A 19155-nucleotide genomic window follows, 5' to 3' on the forward strand; every position below is an offset into this window, starting at 1 on the left:
ACTTTTAGGGGTCACTTCATTTTGAATTGCTCTTTTTTTAAAACGTCTATGAATACGGTAAATGAAATTACAATTGTCTTATTACGCCGTTTTCAAAACTTTAATACCTTTTACGATATTCCAAATGAAGTAGTAAATTCCTACAAGAATGAACACTGCATATGTGATAATCATTCCAATTCCAGCACCGTCAGATTGATTGAAACCTAAACCGTACATTCCTGATACTGCTAGTCCTCCAAATAAGATTACGTATGGGAAAACATGTGACCAAAATGCTTTTTTCGCGTGATATTTCACTTCATCTTCTGCAACAAAGTACACGATAATTGGTAGTAAAAATGGTGCAAAAAAGATACTAAAGTAACATAACGAAGATAAAATATTATTTCCTTTCATCCGATTCACCTCTAAATAGTTTTTGTTACTTTCATTATGTCAGGAAATCATTCTAGAAACTATCGCTTTACCTTTCACTAACGTGACATATTTGTAAGATTTTCCTCAAATTAAATCCCGTCTGAAGTTTCAGACGGGATCACTTTCACTATATTCGATTCATAAACCAATACTGTGTAATGGCTAAATATTCTCGTACATTCGATGGAATGATGATTGGTTTCGGTGTTTTTGCCGGAAGACCTTCTAATTGTAAACCTTGTTTGGCAGCTATTTTTTTCGCTCTAAACATATGAAAATCGTTTGTTACGATCATACCTTTTTTCATATCGGCTGGAATTAACGGTTTTGAGAATGTAATATTCTCATCTGTACTCGTAGATTTGTCCTCCATTATAATACGGTCTTCTGCGATGTTTTGTTTTATTAGTCCTTGTTTCATTGCTAATGCTTCTGAAATGTCTTCACCTTTTCCTTGTCCTCCAGATACGATAGCGATTGTTTTCTCATGTGATTTTAAATATTCAGCTGCTTTATCAATACGATATTGCAATGAATAAGATGGTTTCGTTCCATTTACTTTCGATCCTAGTACAATTATGTACTCAGCATCGTCACTTGCATTCATATGTCCATGCTTATAAATGTGATATTGTAAAAACCCCGCATATACGGCGCAAATCATTATAACAACTAAAATACACTTTATTATTTTCTTCTTTCTCATACTCATATACTCCTATTTTCTTTTACTTCCTTCATGATAATATCCATTTATTTGTTTGTATACAGACAAATTCCAATAAACCCTAAATTATCCTCTGAAAGGTAATATTTATATTACTTTCGGGAATAGTAAGTACAACTTTACACCAAGGAGTGTCTCTATTGCTTCTCTTTTTATGTAACGTGTCGTTCTTTTTCATCTTATTTTTACTATCGCTTAAGTTACTCGGTAAATCCGCGTTAGCACAACTAACTCCTCATGATTTTGGGGCTATAATCTTTTTATCTTATTTAGCTTTCCAGGCCATACCCGTCTCTGGTGCTTTACAAGCATTTCTCGGTATGGTTGTTATTACATGTTTACATTTACTCCTTACAAAATTAAGCCTATTCAACAAACTAAATCGTTTTATTCTCGGACACCCTATCATTTTAATTAAACATGGTGATATTATTTTTGAGAACTTACAAAAAAGTAGATATCCCATTGCCGAACTACTTTCTAATCTTCGCGTTGCAGGATATCCGAGTGTTCATGAAATTGAATACGCCATTTTAGAAGCGAACGGAGCTATTAGTATTTTACCAAAAAGAGAACTTGTACCATTAACTCCAAAAGATTTAAACATAGATGTTAAGTATGCTGGATTACCAATTGCACTTATCGTCGATTCACAAATTCAATACGATAACTTAAAGTTAATCCATAAAGATGAAAAATGGTTATATAAAGAATTAAAAGAAAAAGGAATTACAAATATTAAAAACGTCGCTTTCGCTTCTGTTCAAGAAACGGATGGATCTTTTGCGATTAGTTTAAAGGAATAAAAAAATCCCCTTAATTGCTTAAGGGGATTTTCTTCATCATATCGCTTCTTTCTCTCCTGCCATATTTAATGGAACAGGATGTTTCATACGATTCATCGTAAATACGATAATTGCTGTCATTACTTCAGCAACTGGCATAACGAGCCAAATTCCGTTTATCCCAAATAATTTCGGCATAATCCATAACAATGGAATGATAAATAGTAACCCTCGGCTCATTATAATCAGTACTGATTTCTTCGTTTGTCGCACTGATTGGAAGTACTCTCCATACACAATGTTATAGCCTAAAAATACGTATTGAATAAAGAATAAGCTAATACCCGTTAATGTTAACTCCAATAATTCTGGAGATTGGACATCAAATAGACCAATGATATATTTCCCGAAGAATAATCCGACAATTATCGCAATGCCCCCAAGTACAACAGCAATTTTCACAGCAAACTGCAATCCTTCACGCAATCTTTCTGATAAGTTTGCCCCATAATGGAAACTAGCAATCGGTTGCAATGCAGCACCTACACCGAAGAATAGTAGTAATGCCATTGCATGAATACTATTCACCATCGCATAGGAAGCTACTCCTACTTCTCCTGCATATTGGACGAATGCGATATTAAAACCAATCGTTACGATTGCAACCGTACTTTCTGCTGTAAAACTTGGGAAACCAATCACCATAATTTGTTTGACAGTATCCCATTCAAAATGGAATTTCGTCCATTTTAAAATACTACTTTTTCTAAAGAAATGAGTTAATAATACAAGGAAACCAATCGCTGCCGAAAGAATAGTCGCTGAAGCAGCACCTGTTACCCCCCATCCAAAGATAAAAATAAAGATATAGTCAAATACTATATTTAATACAGCCGTTACAACAAGACCTGCCATTGCTAAATTAGGATTTCCATCATTTCGTATAAATGTACTTAAAATATTTTCTAAAACGTATATCATTCCAAATGTTAATAATACGTGTAAATAGTCTAACGCATATGGTAAAATCACTTCATTTGCACCAAATAAGTACGCTAAATCTTCTATTCTCCATAAACAAATAGCCGCTAAAACACCTACGATAACAACTGCTACCGTCATGGATTGAGTAAAAATAGACCTTGCTCTTTCTCGTTTATTTTCACCTAATGCAATGGAATATAACGTTGCCCCGCCCATTCCGATCCATAATGAAATAGAGAAAAAAATCGAAAACGCTGGAATAGCCACGTTTACTCCTGCTAAACCGTTCGCCCCAACTCCTCTACTAATCATGACCGCATCAATTACAATATTAACTGACATTAATACCATTCCTAGAACAGCTGGTATTAAATAAGAAATAAATAAACTTTTTATCGGTTTTTCTCTTAATTTTTCTGTTGCTTCCATACTCTAATATGCTCCTTTTTTCAACTCTCTTTCCTCAGTTTAAACCTTCAAGTAACTTGAAGGTCAATAGAGAATTAAAAAATAGGTAACTTAATTATCGCGTTTGATGCTCATTTGTAATTATACGAGTCCTATAACTTATTGCTTTGTTTTTTCATTATAGGAATTTGAATTTCTGTTACTTGCTCCTCTGGATTTTCTGTTACAGACCAATCAATTAATGCAATCTCAATCGAATCTCCGTCTATTTCATATCCTTCTTGATCAATATATTTTATTAATTTCTTATATGTTTCATCAGTTTCTTCATATGGCCCGTGGTGATATACACAGGCAAATATACCTGCTTTAATTTCATCTGAACTATTCACTTGAAAGGGCATGTAATCCAAAAGAATGAAAACACTACTATATGCTTGAAACTCATTTTGCATTAATCCTTTTTTCGCAACAGTTACACCAATATCTCCAGAAAATAAACTATCATCCATTTGCCTCATATTTTTTTGCAACGAATGGATGTAGTACTCAAACATATCATCCGTCGTATTTGGAGCAACCGCAATTGCTGTAATTTTCCGCTGCGGAATCTCTTTAATTACCATTTGTTCAGCTTTTGCTTTTGTTGCTTCCTTAATTAAATGAATTCTATGTTCCATTTTTGCTAAGGCATATTCAATTTCTCTTTGTTTCTTCAGCATCATTTCTTGTTGTTTTTCCAGTAAATTGAGTGCGTATGTTGGATTTCTTTCATCAATATATTTCTTAATTTCCTTTAACGGAATATTTAACTGGCGTAAAAATTTAATCGTATCTAACAGTGAAAATTGATCGATTGTATAATAACGATAATTCGTTTGAGGATCAACAATGGACGGATGAAAAATTCCTTTTTCATCATAATACCTCAATGTAGATTCTGCGATATTATGCATTTTTGCCATTTCTCCAATTGTAAAGCGTTTATTTAATAACATGTTTCCTTCTCCAATTCATTAAAAATATTGCCTTATTTCTTCTTATTATATAGCCATTCCCTTCATACCTAAATCAAATTCCATCATGAAAATCTGCTATTTTTTCATTGATTTTTAATAAATTTTATTATATATTAATTACAGGTTCAAATTACGAGTTCAAAAGAACTTGTAATCAGACCCTTTTGTTTAATGGGTTTTACATATTTTCATTAGGCAAATTCCGAGAAATCGTATGATAAAATTAAAAATGACGAGGAGAGGATCAGATGGAATTCGAATTTTTCTTTCAAATTGCACTTATTTTATTAAGTACAAAGCTTGCTGGTGATCTTAGTGTTAGATTAGGTCAACCTTCTGTACTAGGTAAATTAATTGTCGGTATCGTTATCGGTCCAGCTGTATTAGGTTGGATTGAAAATTCAGAGCTTCTAACTCAATTAAGTAATGTCGGAGTTATTCTTTTAATGTTTATGGCTGGACTTGAAACAGACTTAGAAGAATTAAACGCAAATCGTAATTCTTCTTTAGCAGTTGCACTCGGAGGTATCATTCTTCCATTCGTAGGTGGTTACGTTTCCGGTCTTGTGATGGGAATGGAACAAGGAAACGCTGTATTCTTAGGATTACTTCTATGTGCGACAAGTGTTAGTATTTCCGTACAAACACTTCGTGATTTAGGTAAAATGAAAACACGTGAAAGTACGACGATGCTTGGAGCCGCTGTATTTGATGACATTCTTGTTGTTATTTTATTAGCATTTGCAATGAGCTTCTTAGGTACTGATGATGTTAACTTAACAATGGTTATCTTGAAGAAAGTAGTATTCTTCGCTTCTATTATTTTAATCGGATGGAAAGGTGTTCCTGCGATTATGCGCTGGTTATCACCACTGCGCGTATCTGAGTCTATCGTGAGCGCGGCTCTTATCATCTGTTTCTCATTCGCATATTTCGGCGAATTATTAGGAATTGCTGGTATTATCGGTGCTTTCGCTGCTGGTATTGCAATTTCTCAAACAAACTACAAACATGAAGTAGAAAAGAAAGTAGAACCAATTGCTTACGCTATGTTCGTTCCCGTATTCTTCGTTAGTATCGGTATGAATATTACATTTGACGGTATCGGCAATCAAATTTGGTTCATCTTAGCATTAACTGTTATCGCTGTATTAACGAAATTAATCGGCTGTGGATTCGGTGCTCGAATGACTGGATTTGACGCTAAGTCTTCTGCAATTATCGGTGCTGGAATGGTTTCTCGTGGTGAAGTTGCACTTATCATCGCAGGAACAGGACTTTCTTCAGGTCTATTGGCACAAGATTACTTTACAGCAATCGTTATTGTCGTTATTTTAACTACAATGATTACACCACCAATGTTAAAATACACTTTTGGTGCAAAAGATAAAGCAATGAAAGCAAGTAAATAAATTTACTATAATAAAAGGAGATTGCTATTTTATAAGATAGCAATCTCCTTTTTGTTTTATCTTTAAACAATCCCGTTCTTTTTTAACCATTTTTCAAAAATAATTCGTGCTTCATCATCATCAATATCATTCCCAAATGAATACACCATAATGCCATAATCATCTATATATTTACCTAGCTTCATTCCCTCCACTTTCTTATAAAAATCGTCTGCCTCATAGTGCGGAATATAAGCATCCCAAACTGGTTCATTTATTCTTTTGTACGCCGTCACTTCTAAATCATATCCGTCTTCATAATATCCGATGTGATAATGTTTGTTAGGATCATATTTCTCCATTAAAAGTCCCCTCCTACTAAACAAGAGCGAGCCTTATATTACAGCTCGCTCCTCTCTCTATTTATTAAATACGCTCCATCGCTGTCTTCAACGTTCCAACAACGAAAGCAATCTCTTCACTTGAAATAACAAGAGGCGGCGCTAATGTTAAAACGTTATTATATCCTGCTGTTGTCATACCGTTTCGTCCTATAATTAAGCCCTTTTCTTTACAAGCATTTACAACACTTGCTATTTTATCATTATCAATTGGCTCTTTCTTCTCTTTATCATTTACTAATTCAATCCCAACTAATAGACCTTTTCCTCTAATATTCCCAACAAGTGGATGTTCCCCAATTTCATCTTTTAGTTGCTCTAATAAAAGGGAACCCATTTGTGCAGATCGCTCAATTAAATTTTCATTTTCCATAATCTCTAAATTTTTAAGTGCTAATGCACAAGCTGCTGGATTCCCACCAAATGTATTAATATGGCGGAAAAATTCATATTCTCCTTTACCTTTAAAAGCCTCATATATTTCTTTTTTCACAGCTGTTGCAGATAATGGTAAATATGCACTCGTAATACCTTTTGCCATTGTAATAATATCTGGCTTCACATCATAATTCATAAATCCGAATGCTTTTCCTGTACGCCCAAAACCGCAAATCACTTCATCACTAATAAGCAAGGCACCATGTTTTTGACACGTCTCATGAACAGCTTTCATATAGTCTTGTGGTGGCATTAATATGCCCCCGCCTGTAATAATAGGTTCCATAATAAACGCAGCAATTGTTTCACTTAATTCCCACGTCATAACACGATCGACTTCTTTCACACATTCTACATCATAAATATGCTGCCCTTCAATTTCAGGCATACGATAACAATCCGGTGGTGTTACATGTAAAAAACCTGAAGCAAACGGCTCATATTGATATCTACGCTGCGCTTGTCCCGTCGCTGCCATTGTCGCCATTGTATTCCCGTGATACCCACGATAACGTGACATAAATTTATAACGATGTGGTTCCCCTTTTTGAGCATAGTATTGTCTTGCTATTTTAAAAGCTGTTTCGTTCGCTTCTGAACCACTATTTGAGAAGAAAATAACATACTCTCCCCCAAGCCACTCATTTAACTTTTCAGCAAGCTTTATAGCTGGCTCATGGGATTGTGACATTGGAAAGTATGATAATGTTTGTAATTGCTTATAAGCCGCTTCTGCGAGCTCTTTTCTTCCATATCCACTATTCACACACCAAAGGCCACTCATACCATCTAAATATCTTTTTCCTTGTATATCTTCAACCCAGCACCCTTCAGCTTTTGCCCCTACCATTGTACTATTTGGACTAAAGGGACGCATTCCGTGCCAAACATATTGCTCATCTTTTGCTAATAATTCATCAGTTTGCTTCGTTTTCATCATTACTTCCACCTTCCATAACAACTTATTTTTCACAAAAGCTGCGCTGGTGCCATGATGACTTAAATTTCTCCCTGCTATTTTCATTCCACAAAATTAAGACAAATCCTACTTACAAATCAGTAATATTTACAAGAAAATGACAAAAGAAAAAAGAGCTTTTCTTATCTATCGAAAAGCTCCTCTTTTATTTAATGTGAAGACGCATCGCTAATGCCATGACCAGTATTAGATTTCACTAGAATTTCATCAAATTTCGCTGCATCTTCTTTCTTACTAGATAAAACCGTTCCTAAATATGCTGCAAGAAATCCGAGTGGAATTGAAATAATTCCTGGTGTCGTATATGGGAATAACGCTTCCCCAACAAAAATAGCTTTTCCAGCTACAGGGTTCCAAACATTCGGACTCAACGCTACAAGAACAATTGCTGATACAAGACCTACAATCATACCCGAAATAGCACCCGTTGTATTAAAACGCTTCCAATATATTGTAAATAAAATTACTGGTAGATTTGCACTCGCTGCAACTGCAAATGCTAATGATACTAAAAATGCTACGTTTAATGTTTGGGCAAATAATGCAAGTATGATAGATAGTATCGCTACTCCAATAGATGCATAACGAGCCATGGATACTTGCTCTTTTTCCGTTGATTTTCCTTTACGAATGATTTCATTATAAAAATCATGAGCGAATGCTGATGCTGCTGTTAATACAAGACCTGCCACTACAGCCAAAATCGTTGCAAAAGCAATTGCTGATACGAAAGCAAATAAGAAGTCTCCACCTAACGCTTTGGCTAATAAAGGTGCCGCCATATTACCAGCTGGGTTCGCTTTAATAATCGCTTCATTTCCTACAAACGCTGCCGCACCAAATCCTAAGAAAATCGTCATAATATAAAATGCACCAATTAACCACGTCGCATATACGACAGATTGACGTGCAGTTTTTGCATCACGTACTGTAAAAAAGCGGACTAGTATATGTGGTAATCCAGCTGTACCAAGTACTAGTCCTAAATTTAAAGAAAGTGTATCAAGACCATCCTTATACTTTACACCTGGATTTAAAAATGAATCTTTTAAAGGTGTAGCTGTTTTCATTTGGGCGAACATTTCAGTCACGCTGAAGTTGAATTTTGCGAAAACGATAACAGAAATAATAAAAGTACCAGCCATAAGTAATACAGCCTTTACAATTTGTACCCAGCTCGTTGCTGTCATACCTCCAAAAATAACATACACCGTCATAAGTGTTCCAACGATTAATACAGATGTCGTATATTCAATCCCTAATAATAATTTAATAAGTGCACCCGCGCCAACTAATTGTGCAATCATGTAAAAGATAGAAATCGTCATCGTATTAAGAGCTGCAACTCCGCGAACTTTTTTCGCATCAAAGCGTGCTGCAATCATATCCGCCAAAGTGTACTTTCCTAAATTTCTAAGCGGTTCTGCAACAAGATACAGTACAACTAAATAAGCAACTAAAAAACCGATACTATAAAAGAATCCATCAAACCCAGTTAATGCGATTGCTCCGGCTATACCAAGAAATGAAGCAGCAGACATGTAATCTCCAGCAATGGCTAGACCATTTTGCCAACCAGTTAATCCCCCTCCGGCCGTATAAAATTCACTCGCATTTTTCGTTTTTTTCGATGCAAAATAGGTTATGACTAGCGTACCAAGAACGATAATTAAAAATAGTGCAAACGCAGTAGTATTCAAGTTCAGCCCCTCCCTTTTTGCATGTTTTGCAGAATTTTTCGGGAGATTTCATCAAATGATTCTGCTTTTTTGCTATAAATCATACATAGTGCCCATGTCATGATAAATTGGGAAAAAGCAAATACCCACGCCCATGTAACGTCACCAAATGCAGGTGTATTAAGCACCTTTGAATACGACGTTAAAATAGGCAGTGCAATAAAAAAACTAAAAAAGAAAATACTCATTGGAACGATAAACTTCTTTTTCGTATTTAATAACAATTGAAATTCTTCCGACTGAACGACCTCTGTATAATTCACCTCATTTTGCAACTTACGTGCTGACGTATCATCTCGTTTCATTAACCGATCCCCTCTCTTACTTGAAATACACTTCCCCTTCGTATACCTAAAGACTAAATTTTATAAATATTCAGAAACTTATACTCATTTTAGACAATCCATACATTCATGCAAAGATTTTTCGATAGACATTTTTCAGCAAATTCCCCCAAATTTTTAATATACTTTTTCAAAATAAAGTGACACTTTACTTTTTTTCCTCATTAAGACAAAAGCAGTGCTTAACGCACTACTTTTGTCTTTTTTTCCTTTTCTAAATTACGAGCTGTTTCGCTTAACTCAACATCTTTTCCGTCTTTAAGTGTTCCAAATATAAAATCGAATACTGGATTTGAAACACCGAACCAAAACTTTTCGTTTTTATAATGGTGTAATATATGTTGTTTTTTTAGCCATCTTCCAAACTTAGTGACGGGACGAATCGGTCTATGGGCAATATAATGTTTCCATTCGTAAACGAGCAGCATGATAATCATTCCGATTCCAAATGAAAGTGTAATAGTAACACTTTTTGTAATACCATATGCTATAAGCAAATAAATAGTAAAACTAGGTATACTAAACCATACAGGTAAAAACAAAAGTTTTAAATCCTCTGGATATACGTGGTGATCATAATGTAATCTTCTTAACATTTTTAATAGAAATGTGTTTTTAGGTGGCTTTATATGGAATAAAAAACGATGTGTCATATATTCATTAAGTGTATAGAAAACAATCCCAAACATACATGCTAACATCCCAAACCACGTAAAAAATTGCATTTTTAAAATAATAATGAAAATAAATAGAATGCTATACATAATAACGATATCATGTTGTAAAAAGAACTCTTTCCCCACTTTCTTCATCTTGTTTCCCCCTTTTCCAAAAAAACAGCCGCAACATATCGTTACGACTATTTCTTTTCTATTCTTATTCTATTCACTTTACAAATTTGCCTGCTGTTCTATTGTCGAGAAAAAATTGTTCGATCCAAATATATTTTGCTTCGGAATAATATGTTCCACTGCAAATACTGTTACTTCTCCTCTTTGCACTTCTCCAATAATGAGCCCAAATATTTCATGATTTACTGCAAACGTCGGTTGCTTTGTTTGTAGCAATCTTGCAGCATTATGAAATACCGCCTCATATAGTGGATTTCTATCAGTAATTTCTTTTCGGATTTTTGGCGCTAACGTAATGATAATTTCTTTTCCGTCAATAGTGGTTCGATACATAAAAATCTCCCCTTCAATCTTATGTGAACAACTGTAAAGCTTTGTATGCAAAATGTATAGAATATCCTACTAAAATAATACCTGCTCCGGCTGTTATGTAGCCAAGCGCTTTTGGTTTTAATAAAGTTCTTCCAAAATGTACAGAAAAAGCAATATTTAAATTCCATAAAATAATACCAGCAATAATGCAAAGACTGTACAAAAAAGCTTCTTGTTTCGTTACCTTCGTAAGTAATGAGCTAAGTGTACTTCCGTATATACCAAACCAAAAAACAAGATTTAATGGATTGGATATCGCAATTAAAAATCCTGCCATAAACGATTGCTTAAGGCCACCTACCTCTTCTTTTTTATATTCCATATTCGAGTGGAAAATTCCTTGTTTTACACTTTGAAATCCTAAATAAAATAACAAGAAAAAACCCGTGCAATACATGAAGGCTTGTACATATGTATACATAAACACAGAAGATAAACCGAAATAAATGAGTAACATAAATAAAACATCTGCAGTCATTCCACCAATTCCAACAACCCAAGCATGCCAAAACCCACGTTCAATTCCTCGTTTTAACATTTCAATATTAATCGGCCCTACTGGTGCAGCTAATGAAATACCTAATACGATTTGCTGTATAATTGCTCCAAACATCACTCTATCCTTTCTACTCTCTTTATTACTAGTTAATGATATAATTTGAAAAAATAGACTAGCTTTCGTAATAAAATACCCTTTTTTATCCAAAATATACAAAAGAGCCATCTAGGTGATGGCTCTTACTTTTCTATCCTATGAAGAAAAGGACATTTCCCTTTTATTGGTTCTACATCGTCTCCTATGAAATATTGTTTCCATTCACGATGCTCTGGGTCACCATAATGACTAATGTTAGGGTGTTTCGGCAATTGATCCCACTTTTCAACTCGCTCACGGACCATTTGTCTTGAATATGCTCCTTTAGGACGATCTCCCTCTAATCCATCAAAAATAGTGCGTGGCTGAAACCCAATAACGAGAGAATTCCCTAAATGTCTAGTTTTTCGTTGTTTATAAGCTGGCGCATTTCCAAATGCAAATATTGGTTCACCACCAAATGAAAATTCCCATAAATGATGGTCTGGATCTTCAGGAATCTGCTTTGGCCATGCTTGATCATCGTTTTCATGTAAATACTGTAACACTTTCCAAAAGGAATCACGGTAATATTCGAGTGATTGTTCTTCACATTCCGGTTCTATAAAAAGGAAAAAGCCCCTTCTTACAATCGGCCTCTCTTTCATTAACTCTAAAAAAGATAACATTGTATGCGGCAAATGACTCCAATCATTATGAGAAAGAAATGAATAACGAAGTTCATTCTTTTTCAAAGCTGTTAAACCGAAATAACATGGAAAAGTTGGTTCTAACACGACACTTGAAAAAATCTCAAATTCTTTTGCAACCCAATCCGGTATGTCGGTTCTCGTTCTTATTCCTTCATTATCTAATAAATAAGACTTATTCATTCTTTCACCTCATTATGTATAGCATTCAATTAAGAATATTACATACTCGGCCTGTCCTATACCTATTTAAAAATTCGACTGAAAAATTATTTAAAAATACAAAAAATAAAATCGCTTACTTGACTAAATTCTCCCAATTCGTGTATATTTAAATTAATCATTTAGCAGAATATTCAAGAATATAGCATTTTTAGTTTATATTATTTTTTAAATGAATTTCACTAAATGAAAATAGTAAACGCTTTTAGGAGGAATTATAACATGCAAGGAAAAGTAAAATGGTTTAACAACGAAAAAGGTTTTGGATTTATCGAAATGGAAGGCGCTGACGATGTATTCGTACATTTCTCTGCTATTCAAGGAGACGGCTATAAAGCTTTAGAAGAAGGTCAAGAAGTATCTTTCGACATTACTGAAGGTAACCGCGGACCTCAAGCTGCTAACGTAGTAAAACTTTAATCCAACATATAACAGGAGGTTACCTTACTTGGTAACCTCCTTTATTATTCCTTTGTATATTTCCGTTTTACAGAGCAAAAACTATGTGAAATGCGCAATATACAAAGGAGGCAGTAACAATGGGATCAGAAGTAAATGATTTTGAAGAAGTAAAATTCCGTGTAGAAACAGCACAAAAAATGGTAGGATCAGCAACAATTTCAATGGATCCAGATACATTAGAGCATGCTACTACTGCAGTAGAAGCAGCTCGCTCACAGCTTGAAATTATGAAATCTGTTGCAGTAGATTTAGATGAACCATTTTTAATGAACGAGGAAAAGAAACTAAGCAAATGCGAGCAGCAATTAAGCGAAGCAAAGCACTAAAAAACATCCAGAGAATTTTCTCTGGATGTTTTTTTATGATAACTGTTCTCCATACTTTTTCAATGTTTCTCCAACTGTACATTGTCTTATACAAAATGAATGAGCATAATACTTACTATTTGTCTTTCGATTATGTTCTCGCAAAAAACATCCTTCACAATACGTTTCTAATAAGTCATTTACCTCTGTAATGAGTTGCTTTTTATCCACCTTTGCACCTCTCTATTCGGTTATTTCTTTATGACTATCAATAACTGTTCCTTCTAATGCTTGCGTTGCTAATTGATGTGCTTCTTTATTTTGTTTTCTAGATATCGGCTCACATAAAAGTTTTAATTTCATTTGCTTCGCCTTTTGTTCAATTTGATCTAAATAATGATTTAAATGTTCATCATAACAAGGCCATTCTCCGGCTAATTGCTGCAGTACCACTTGTGAGTCTCCGCGAAGTGTAACTGCTTCATACTTAATCCCTAGTTCCTCGAGTATATTCATACCGTATAATAATGATGCATATTCCGCTTCATTATTATCATATATACCTTCTATATATGCATTGCGGCGAATGCGGTAGTTTGTATTTCCTGTTTTATAATACACACATATACCAACGCCAGCTTCTTTCGTTTGCACATCATACCCCCCATCAAAATAAACGAGTATTTCTTGGAGCTCTTCCTCTACTTGCTTACTTAACTTTTTCATCTCTTTTAATGACCATTCTGCGTCCATTTCATCGTAAAATAAAAGTTCCTTAGCTCTTCCTGTTTTCTCAAAATCCTCTGCAAATTGAAGTACTTCTTCTATGTTCATATACTCTGTTGTTAATTCCGTCTGCAATCCACGCTTCGTTTTATACAACCAATGAATTTTATATTTCATACTACATTCCCCTTATGTAAGACTTCTTATATATATCCGGCTAATTGAAGCCTCACTTTATTTTATTATATTTTATCTAGAGTCACAGCATTATATTCAATATGATTACATACAAAAAGAGCTATCCCTATAGGAATAGCTCTTTCATCTATTACATAAATCTTTCAAATTGTACTCGCTTATTAATCCAGTACATTACAGGCATACCGATCGCCATGACAACAAATTCACCAATTGCACAAGTTAACCAAGACAACATAAATGGTAAACCCAATGCAAGATGAAGTTCAATTGCAATCATAAACATTGTAATTGTAAAGATAACTGTATTAAAAATCATACGAGCCCAAACACCTTTAATAAATCGCATAGAAATAATCGTTGCAACTAGCGCAAGAATAGATTGCCCTACTCCAAATACTAAATCGTAAGCGATCATAGGTGAGAAAAAGAGATTCGTTAAAAATACACCTAATACAATTCCGTAAATTGCTTTCTTGTTAAATACAACGAGATGATTAAACATCTCTGAAATACGAAATTGTACATTCGTAAAGCCAAATGGCTGAATAAGCATAGAAACAGCAATATATAATGCCGCTAAAATACCATTACCGACTAAAGTTCTAATATTCATGACAAAATCTCCTTAGTTTTTTTACGTGGGATGGTTTCGAACCACGTTATTCGTTTTTTAAGCAACAAGATTATATTTTACGTGGTAGCCCCTCTTTCGTCAATAGATTCCTATCATAAACTACCTTTTTCCTTTTAGACAACGTATAATGAAACATATGAAAGATTTAGGAGGTTTCACTTCATGACAGCAACAATTCAAAATGAAAAAGTGATCGTTTCCATTTCTGACAAAGGTGCAGAATTACAGAGCGTTCGCTTAAAAGAAGACAACACAGAATATTTATGGCAAGGTGATTCTACTTATTGGGGACGCCGTGCACCAATTTTGTTCCCAATTGTCGGCCGATTAGTAGATAATACATACTACGTAGACGGTAAACCATATTCATTAACACAACACGGTTTCGCTCGTGATCTTACTTTCTCTGTGAAAGAACAAAGCGAAACAAAAATCACTTATATCGTTACTAGTAATGAAGAAACATTAAAAAAATACCCATACGAATTCGAACTACTCGTTTCTTATGAGCTAGATGGACAAATCGTTCATGTAACATATGAAGTAAACAATCCTACTTCAAAAGAGATGTTCTTCTCAATCGGAGCACATCCTGGCTTCAACTTCCCTTTATTGGACGGTGAATCATTTACAGATTATCATTTATCGTTTAATGGTTCGGAACGCTTAGAAACAAGCGTATTAGAAGGACCTTATCTTTCAAACAAAAAGCAATTAATCGCTGAAAATACAACTGAATTGCCACTTACATATGATTTATTTAAAAATGATGCGCTTATTTTTGAAAATATGAATACGAATGAAATTTCGATTCGTTCTCATAAACATAATAAATTTGTAAAAGTAGAATTTGATGGCTTCCCATTTGTCGGCGTATGGACACCAGGGAATAACGCACCTTTCTTATGTATTGAACCTTGGTATGGAATCGCTGATGAAATAAATCCAGCAAAAGATTTCAAGGACAAAAAGGGAATTCAATCTTTACAAGCGAATGAAACATTTACATGTCGTTATAGCATCACAATCGGATAACTACTCTATCCCCTACTTCAAAAAGCATTTAAGTAGGGGATAATCTTATAATTTGGAGGTTTCTCATTTTGATTGAAGTATATATTGATGGTGCATCAAAAGGAAATCCTGGTCCTTCTGGTGCAGGAGTGTTTATTAAAGGCGTTCAGCCACCTGTACAATTATCATTACCACTTGGAACAATGTCCAATCATGAAGCAGAATACCGCGCTTTACTTCTAGCATTAAAATATTGCATCGAGCATAATTATAGCACTGTCTCTTTTCGTACAGATTCCCAGCTTGTCGAACGGGCTGTTGAAAAGGAATACGCAAAAAATAAAATATTTGCACCTCTTTTAGATGAAGCGCTGCAGTACATAAAAAACTTCGATCTCTTTTTTATTAAGTGGATTCCAAGTAGTCAAAATAAAGTAGCTGATGAATTAGCTAGAAAAGCTATCTTACAAAATTAACGGGGGTATGAGTGTGAAAAAAGAGTGGATTGCTCCTCTTGCTTTATTATTTGTCTCTTTTATTTGGGGAGCTACGTTTGTTGTCGTTCAAAACGCTATGTCTTTCGTTGGTCCATTTACGTTTAATGGTATTCGCTTTTTATTCGCTGGAATTATTTTATTATTCGTTCAAATTATTTTCTCACAAAAAACTTCAAAACAAGATATAAAACATAGTAGCACGGCAGGGATAATCGTTGGTTTTTTCTTATTTGTCGGTTATTTATTGCAAACATTTGGCTTACTCTATACAACATCTTCAAAAGCAGGTTTCTTAACTGGGCTAAGCATTGTTATGGTCCCAATCTTATCATTTATCTTTTTAAAACAAAAAGCTACCATTTTCATCGTACTTGGTATTGCTGTAGCTACAACAGGTTTGTACTTATTAACAGCTGCTGATTCTTTCCAATTAAATATAGGAGATATACTTGTTCTCGGTTGTGCAGTCGCTTTCGCTGCCCATATTCTTATTAACGGCTTCTTTTCTAAAAAAATATCACCTTTATTATTAAGCACATCTCAAGTATTAGCTGTTGGTATATTTTCTTCTATTTGCGCTTTCTTGTTTGAAGATTGGGAAAAGTTATTTTCAGTATCACTATGGACGAATCAATCCTTTTTATTCGCACTCTTTCTAACTGCCCTGTTTGCAACATCTATTGCTTTTTTCATTCAAACATCGGCACAAAAACACACTTCTCCAACGAGAGTAGCAATTATTTTCGCAATGGAGCCCGTTTTTGCTGCCTTAACAGGCGTTCTCGTTGCAAATGAACAACTTTCTATTTCTGCTATTATCGGATGTCTATGTATTTTCCTAGGCATGATTTTTGTTGAATTACCTTCCAAAACAAAAAAAGAAGCGCAGGCTGCGTGAAGTTACGCTTGTAACTTCCGCATAAAAGCCTTAGCGCTTTTTTTATCTGTAATTTCTTCTTCTTTCAATCGTTCTAATAACGCAACGAAATAACTACCATCAAACTGCAATTGATGTTTAATTGTCGCTTCTATTGCTGCGTTCACAATCCCATCAGACGCACCAGTATATCCTTGTCCGAACATAATAAACCCTTGCGCTTCCTCTGATAATTTAAATCCTTTCGTATGTAAGAATGAAAGATAATCTTCTACTGTTTGCATGTTATTCCCACCTACTCAAAAATTCTCCATCTCCTATCATACATGTTTTTACACACTATGAGAATGAAATTTCTTTGACAACTTTGTAAATCAATCTTCTACTTCGCTTACAATGGAGGATTTTCTAACAATCTGAAGGAATATGTAAAGTGGAACTTATTTCATATTAAAGGGGAGACACGATGAAACAAGCACTATTAATTATCGACGCTCAACAAGAATTAATTGATGGAAATGAGCAAGAAAATGCAGTTTTTCGTAAAACCGAGCTATTATCTACACTAAATATAGCACTGCAGAAAGCAATAGATTCAAATGCTCTTATTGTTTTCGTAAGAGATATCGATGTTGCTTCTGGTAGTGGCGAAGGATTTGAAGTACATAATCAAATTCAAGTACCCCAATCTGCAATCCTTATTAATAAAGCAGCAACCAATTCATTCTACGGCACTTCTTTACTTGAGCTTTTAAAAGAAGAAAACATTAATCATATTGTTATAGGCGGATGTAAAACAGAACATTGTATCGACACTGCCGTTAGGACAGCAACTGTACAAGGATTTGACGTTACATTAATTAAAAACGGGCATTCAACAACTGATTCTAACGTATTGTCTGCAGAACAAATTATTGGTCATCACAATAAAACTTTACACGGTCATTATAACGTTGATAATTTTTCTATGGTGAGAGATATCGAGGAAGACCTCTTTCAGCCAACTCATGACCAATATCGTGATTAAATTGGATAAAGTGAAACTTTAATCAGTGGTGGTTTGTTGATCCCCCACCTAACTTCTTTGCTTCCGCTGAATTTTTTGGGTGGGAGTCTTACTGCCCGGCAAATAGCGGGATAAAAAAAGAATCCTTCATTTAAAAGGATTCTTTTTTTATCCAAAAATTTGCGCTGCAATACTATATAGTTCACCATTTCTTTTTAATAACCGATTACTATTTTTCATCATAATTGGTGGTGTATTCACCTTTTTAAAACCAGCAATCTCTAATTCTTTCATAAAATCGTTCTTTCCTTCTGGTACATCCATTCTTAATTTTCCATTATGCCCTCTTGCTAAATCATGTACTATTCTCATTGCCATCGCATTATTTTTAGCAACGACTGGTCCTATTATTTTATTTTCTGGCGTTTGTATACTCAAACCATATCCTAGTACATTTTGTTCCTTATCTTTCACAACATTGCATTGTTCACTTTGCATAATCCTTTTCTTTAAAAACACCTTTCGATTTGTTCCAAACGCATTTTCATCTATTTTTATTATTTTTTCTAAATCACACTCTTCATAATTCATCATATAATCTTCATTTTCTATACAATGATTATTCGCATTGTACGAGTTACATATATATTTAGAAACATAGCTTACTTCCCTGAATCCTAACTTTTCGTATAAAGGCTTTCCCTCATCCGTAGCAATCAACATAATGGGAGTATGATCTAGTACACTCTTAATACATGAATCTGTTATCATCTTTCCAATTCCTCTTCCCTTATAATCTGGATGTACAATTACCATTCCGATAGATGCCAACGCCTCCCCATATAATATTATTGCTGCGCTAGCAATAAGTTCCTTTCTCTCATTCCATACGCCGTATACAATACCTGAGTTAAAAATTGTTTCAACTTCTTCCCTGTTATAATCCCAACCAATATAAGAAGATAATGATACAATATCGCCTATTTGTTCTTCCCTAAGACGCTCCAACCTAATTTCTAATTCACTCATACTCCATCCCCTTATCTAGACATTTAAATCATTATTACGA

The 19155-nt window shown here is 34.4% G+C and carries 25 protein-coding genes and 1 riboswitch; of the genes, 8 read left to right on the plus strand and 17 right to left on the minus strand.

Going from position 1 to position 19155, the window contains the following annotated elements:
- Positions 1 to 81: 81 nt before the first annotated feature.
- Together DN400_RS01110 and DN400_RS01115 are read right to left on the minus strand one after the other, a co-directional pair.
- Positions 82 to 399: a magnetosome magnetite crystal formation protein family gene (locus tag DN400_RS01110; RefSeq protein ID WP_016513067.1), complete on the minus strand. Its 318-nt coding sequence runs from the start codon at positions 397 to 399 to the stop codon at positions 82 to 84.
- Positions 400 to 547: 148 nt separating this feature from the next.
- Positions 548 to 1126, minus strand: coding sequence for a YdcF family protein (locus DN400_RS01115; protein ID WP_001227657.1), 579 nt, complete (start codon positions 1124 to 1126; stop codon positions 548 to 550).
- A 161-nt stretch (positions 1127 to 1287) separates the two neighbouring features.
- Here DN400_RS01115 and DN400_RS01120 point away from each other — a divergent pair, with 161 nt between their 5' ends.
- The gene (locus DN400_RS01120) at positions 1288 to 1953 is read left to right on the plus strand and encodes a DUF421 domain-containing protein (RefSeq protein WP_000923922.1); all 666 of its coding nucleotides are present in this window, start codon (positions 1288 to 1290) and stop codon (positions 1951 to 1953) included.
- Between the two features lie 36 nt (positions 1954 to 1989).
- On the opposite strand, the gene DN400_RS01125 is transcribed toward DN400_RS01120, so the two are convergent.
- Positions 1990 to 3345 carry an MATE family efflux transporter gene (locus tag DN400_RS01125; RefSeq protein WP_000388396.1) on the minus strand — a complete coding sequence of 452 codons (1356 nt, stop codon included), beginning with the start codon at positions 3343 to 3345 and terminating at the stop codon, positions 1990 to 1992.
- 131 nt (positions 3346 to 3476) lie between these two features.
- A complete protein-coding gene (locus DN400_RS01130) occupies positions 3477 to 4322 on the minus strand; it encodes a MerR family transcriptional regulator (RefSeq protein WP_000925940.1) in 846 nt (281 codons plus the stop codon).
- A 269-nt stretch (positions 4323 to 4591) separates the two neighbouring features.
- Between DN400_RS01130 and DN400_RS01135 the strand changes: the two genes are divergently transcribed.
- The gene (locus DN400_RS01135) at positions 4592 to 5755 is read left to right on the plus strand and encodes a cation:proton antiporter (RefSeq protein WP_000393901.1); all 1164 of its coding nucleotides are present in this window, start codon (positions 4592 to 4594) and stop codon (positions 5753 to 5755) included.
- A 62-nt stretch (positions 5756 to 5817) separates the two neighbouring features.
- Here DN400_RS01135 and DN400_RS01140 read toward each other — a convergent pair whose 3' ends face one another.
- The 8 genes from DN400_RS01140 to DN400_RS01175 all read right to left on the minus strand — a co-directional run bounded on the left by DN400_RS01140 (position 5818) and on the right by DN400_RS01175 (position 12325).
- Positions 5818 to 6096, minus strand: coding sequence for a DUF3986 family protein (locus DN400_RS01140; RefSeq protein WP_000417068.1), 279 nt, complete (start codon positions 6094 to 6096; stop codon positions 5818 to 5820).
- 64 nt (positions 6097 to 6160) lie between these two features.
- Positions 6161 to 7510 carry an aspartate aminotransferase family protein gene (locus DN400_RS01145; protein ID WP_147801479.1) on the minus strand — a complete coding sequence of 450 codons (1350 nt, stop codon included), beginning with the start codon at positions 7508 to 7510 and terminating at the stop codon, positions 6161 to 6163.
- 191 nt (positions 7511 to 7701) lie between these two features.
- Entirely contained in the window at positions 7702 to 9252 is a 1551-nt protein-coding gene (locus DN400_RS01150; protein ID WP_001098239.1) for a solute symporter family protein, read from the minus strand.
- Positions 9253 to 9254: 2 nt separating this feature from the next.
- Positions 9255 to 9596, minus strand: coding sequence for a DUF485 domain-containing protein (locus tag DN400_RS01155; RefSeq protein ID WP_000817372.1), 342 nt, complete (start codon positions 9594 to 9596; stop codon positions 9255 to 9257).
- A 221-nt stretch (positions 9597 to 9817) separates the two neighbouring features.
- Complete coding sequence (locus tag DN400_RS01160; protein ID WP_090975970.1) at positions 9818 to 10447, minus strand: sterol desaturase family protein; 630 nt, start codon at positions 10445 to 10447, stop codon at positions 9818 to 9820.
- A gap of 78 nt (positions 10448 to 10525) precedes the next feature.
- Positions 10526 to 10819: a hypothetical protein gene (locus DN400_RS01165; RefSeq protein WP_000286363.1), complete on the minus strand. Its 294-nt coding sequence runs from the start codon at positions 10817 to 10819 to the stop codon at positions 10526 to 10528.
- A 19-nt stretch (positions 10820 to 10838) separates the two neighbouring features.
- The gene (locus tag DN400_RS01170) at positions 10839 to 11582 is read right to left on the minus strand and encodes a LysE family transporter (RefSeq protein ID WP_001196847.1); all 744 of its coding nucleotides are present in this window, start codon (positions 11580 to 11582) and stop codon (positions 10839 to 10841) included.
- 14 nt (positions 11583 to 11596) lie between these two features.
- Positions 11597 to 12325, minus strand: coding sequence for a YqcI/YcgG family protein (locus DN400_RS01175; RefSeq protein ID WP_001043751.1), 729 nt, complete (start codon positions 12323 to 12325; stop codon positions 11597 to 11599).
- Between the two features lie 261 nt (positions 12326 to 12586).
- On the opposite strand from DN400_RS01175, the gene cspB reads away from it, so the two are divergent.
- Both cspB and DN400_RS01185 read left to right on the plus strand, forming a co-directional pair.
- On the plus strand, positions 12587 to 12784 hold the full coding sequence (cspB, locus tag DN400_RS01180; RefSeq protein ID WP_001161731.1) for a cold shock-like protein CspB: 198 nt from the start codon (positions 12587 to 12589) through the stop codon (positions 12782 to 12784).
- A 119-nt stretch (positions 12785 to 12903) separates the two neighbouring features.
- Entirely contained in the window at positions 12904 to 13152 is a 249-nt protein-coding gene (locus tag DN400_RS01185) for a DUF2564 family protein (RefSeq protein WP_147801480.1), read from the plus strand.
- Between the two features lie 33 nt (positions 13153 to 13185).
- Here DN400_RS01185 and DN400_RS01190 read toward each other — a convergent pair whose 3' ends face one another.
- The 3 genes from DN400_RS01190 to DN400_RS01200 form a co-directional block, all read right to left on the minus strand.
- Positions 13186 to 13362 (minus strand): zinc-finger domain-containing protein, encoded by a 177-nt coding sequence (locus DN400_RS01190; RefSeq protein WP_000358801.1) that lies wholly within the window; start codon positions 13360 to 13362, stop codon positions 13186 to 13188.
- A gap of 12 nt (positions 13363 to 13374) precedes the next feature.
- A complete protein-coding gene (locus DN400_RS01195; RefSeq protein WP_147801481.1) occupies positions 13375 to 14034 on the minus strand; it encodes a ribonuclease H family protein in 660 nt (219 codons plus the stop codon).
- Positions 14035 to 14185: 151 nt separating this feature from the next.
- Positions 14186 to 14671 (minus strand): QueT transporter family protein, encoded by a 486-nt coding sequence (locus tag DN400_RS01200; protein ID WP_001026474.1) that lies wholly within the window; start codon positions 14669 to 14671, stop codon positions 14186 to 14188.
- 6 nt (positions 14672 to 14677) lie between these two features.
- A riboswitch (PreQ1 riboswitch) is annotated at positions 14678 to 14722 on the minus strand.
- Positions 14723 to 14854: 132 nt separating this feature from the next.
- Here DN400_RS01200 and DN400_RS01205 point away from each other — a divergent pair.
- From DN400_RS01205 to DN400_RS01215, 3 genes are all read left to right on the plus strand, one after another.
- Entirely contained in the window at positions 14855 to 15727 is an 873-nt protein-coding gene (locus DN400_RS01205) for an aldose 1-epimerase family protein (protein ID WP_071714519.1), read from the plus strand.
- Positions 15728 to 15795: 68 nt separating this feature from the next.
- Positions 15796 to 16182: a reverse transcriptase-like protein gene (locus DN400_RS01210; RefSeq protein WP_000573877.1), complete on the plus strand. Its 387-nt coding sequence runs from the start codon at positions 15796 to 15798 to the stop codon at positions 16180 to 16182.
- Positions 16183 to 16195: 13 nt separating this feature from the next.
- Complete coding sequence (locus DN400_RS01215; protein WP_000712599.1) at positions 16196 to 17101, plus strand: DMT family transporter; 906 nt, start codon at positions 16196 to 16198, stop codon at positions 17099 to 17101.
- Positions 17102 to 17103: 2 nt separating this feature from the next.
- On the opposite strand, the gene DN400_RS01220 is transcribed toward DN400_RS01215, so the two are convergent.
- Entirely contained in the window at positions 17104 to 17364 is a 261-nt protein-coding gene (locus DN400_RS01220; RefSeq protein WP_001195212.1) for a DUF6123 family protein, read from the minus strand.
- A gap of 182 nt (positions 17365 to 17546) precedes the next feature.
- Here DN400_RS01220 and DN400_RS01225 point away from each other — a divergent pair, with 182 nt between their 5' ends.
- Entirely contained in the window at positions 17547 to 18107 is a 561-nt protein-coding gene (locus tag DN400_RS01225) for a cysteine hydrolase family protein (RefSeq protein WP_000806310.1), read from the plus strand.
- Between the two features lie 147 nt (positions 18108 to 18254).
- Here DN400_RS01225 and DN400_RS01230 read toward each other — a convergent pair whose 3' ends face one another.
- On the minus strand, positions 18255 to 19115 hold the full coding sequence (locus DN400_RS01230) for a GNAT family N-acetyltransferase (protein ID WP_097912269.1): 861 nt from the start codon (positions 19113 to 19115) through the stop codon (positions 18255 to 18257).
- Positions 19116 to 19155 lie beyond the last annotated feature (40 nt).

Origin of the sequence: Bacillus sp. AR8-1 (genome assembly GCF_008042345.1) — a bacterium.
GTDB classification, from domain to species: domain Bacteria; phylum Bacillota; class Bacilli; order Bacillales; family Bacillaceae_G; genus Bacillus_A; species Bacillus_A cereus.

Excerpts from the sequence above, each read along its gene's own strand:
- DN400_RS01165 (WP_000286363.1), bottom strand. The coding sequence starts at position 10,819 with ATGTATCGAACCACTATTGACGGAAAAGAAATTATCATTACGTTAGCG.
- DN400_RS01110 (WP_016513067.1), bottom strand. The coding sequence starts at position 399 with ATGAAAGGAAATAATATTTTATCTTCGTTATGTTACTTTAGTATCTTT.
- DN400_RS01135 (WP_000393901.1), top strand. The coding sequence starts at position 4,592 with ATGGAATTCGAATTTTTCTTTCAAATTGCACTTATTTTATTAAGTACA.
- DN400_RS01140 (WP_000417068.1), bottom strand. The coding sequence starts at position 6,096 with ATGGAGAAATATGATCCTAACAAACATTATCACATCGGATATTATGAA.
- DN400_RS01175 (WP_001043751.1), bottom strand. The coding sequence starts at position 12,325 with ATGAATAAGTCTTATTTATTAGATAATGAAGGAATAAGAACGAGAACC.
- DN400_RS01220 (WP_001195212.1), bottom strand. The coding sequence starts at position 17,364 with ATGCAAACAGTAGAAGATTATCTTTCATTCTTACATACGAAAGGATTT.
- DN400_RS01205 (WP_071714519.1), top strand. The coding sequence starts at position 14,855 with ATGACAGCAACAATTCAAAATGAAAAAGTGATCGTTTCCATTTCTGAC.
- DN400_RS01195 (WP_147801481.1), bottom strand. The coding sequence starts at position 14,034 with ATGAAATATAAAATTCATTGGTTGTATAAAACGAAGCGTGGATTGCAG.
- DN400_RS01200 (WP_001026474.1), bottom strand. The coding sequence starts at position 14,671 with ATGAATATTAGAACTTTAGTCGGTAATGGTATTTTAGCGGCATTATAT.
- DN400_RS01170 (WP_001196847.1), bottom strand. The coding sequence starts at position 11,582 with ATGGCTCTTTTGTATATTTTGGATAAAAAAGGGTATTTTATTACGAAA.
- DN400_RS01130 (WP_000925940.1), bottom strand. The coding sequence starts at position 4,322 with ATGTTATTAAATAAACGCTTTACAATTGGAGAAATGGCAAAAATGCAT.
- DN400_RS01230 (WP_097912269.1), bottom strand. The coding sequence starts at position 19,115 with ATGAGTGAATTAGAAATTAGGTTGGAGCGTCTTAGGGAAGAACAAATA.
- DN400_RS01155 (WP_000817372.1), bottom strand. The coding sequence starts at position 9,596 with ATGAAACGAGATGATACGTCAGCACGTAAGTTGCAAAATGAGGTGAAT.
- DN400_RS01125 (WP_000388396.1), bottom strand. The coding sequence starts at position 3,345 with ATGGAAGCAACAGAAAAATTAAGAGAAAAACCGATAAAAAGTTTATTT.
- DN400_RS01160 (WP_090975970.1), bottom strand. The coding sequence starts at position 10,447 with ATGAAGAAAGTGGGGAAAGAGTTCTTTTTACAACATGATATCGTTATT.
- DN400_RS01185 (WP_147801480.1), top strand. The coding sequence starts at position 12,904 with ATGGGATCAGAAGTAAATGATTTTGAAGAAGTAAAATTCCGTGTAGAA.
- DN400_RS01225 (WP_000806310.1), top strand. The coding sequence starts at position 17,547 with ATGAAACAAGCACTATTAATTATCGACGCTCAACAAGAATTAATTGAT.
- cspB (WP_001161731.1), top strand. The coding sequence starts at position 12,587 with ATGCAAGGAAAAGTAAAATGGTTTAACAACGAAAAAGGTTTTGGATTT.
- DN400_RS01145 (WP_147801479.1), bottom strand. The coding sequence starts at position 7,510 with ATGAAAACGAAGCAAACTGATGAATTATTAGCAAAAGATGAGCAATAT.
- DN400_RS01115 (WP_001227657.1), bottom strand. The coding sequence starts at position 1,126 with ATGAGAAAGAAGAAAATAATAAAGTGTATTTTAGTTGTTATAATGATT.